This is a genomic window from Allobosea sp. P1_A7 (assembly GCF_056406775.1).
In genome coordinates this window covers 1-536 of sequence record NZ_JBFTZN010000651.1, presented here as the reverse complement: position 1 = coordinate 536, position 536 = coordinate 1, and the positions used below count along the sequence as shown (strand labels likewise).

The following is a 536-nucleotide window of genomic DNA, read 5'->3' as shown; positions in this document are numbered from 1 at the left end:
GTCTGGAACGATATCCCGCTGAGCGTCGCCACCATCCGCAACCACTATCACTTCATCCCCACCGGCCAGTCCAGGCGGCGATAGTGGATCAGCAAGCGGGGTTATCGATCGTCGCAAGGTGGCCCGCTCGCACCAGTTACATAGTAACCATGCGGCGTAGGCCGCGGTGCGGCTATTTCGGGGTATCCCTCCGAGTGCGGCCGCCTTGAGAATTGAGGCCTGGCGGTGAAAATTCGTCTGTATGGACGTCTATACAGGCACACCGATCAGTCGGCTTGAGATCGTTGAGAGGGGCGGTCGGCGACGCATCAGCGATGAAGCGAAGCTGCGGATCGTCGAGGAGAGCTATTCGGGTCGGCGTCTGGGCTCGGCGACGGCCCGCAAGTACGGGATCACGCGTGCGCAGTTGAACGACTGGCGCGACGCCGCGCGGGCCGGGCGGTTCGGTCCAGTTTCGAGCGCAGGATTTGTTCCGGCTGTGATCGTGCCGGAGGTCGCGGCGACGACCGGCCCGCTGATGGCAGACGTGGCAGACG

The 536-nt window shown here is 63.8% G+C and carries 1 protein-coding gene; it reads left to right on the top strand.

All coding sequences use genetic code 11. The annotated features are described in order from the left end of the window. Positions 1 to 241 precede the first annotated feature (241 nt). A partial coding sequence (locus AC1D34_RS38225) for a transposase (RefSeq protein WP_476827109.1) occupies positions 242 to 536 on the top strand: 295 nt, incomplete at its 3' end.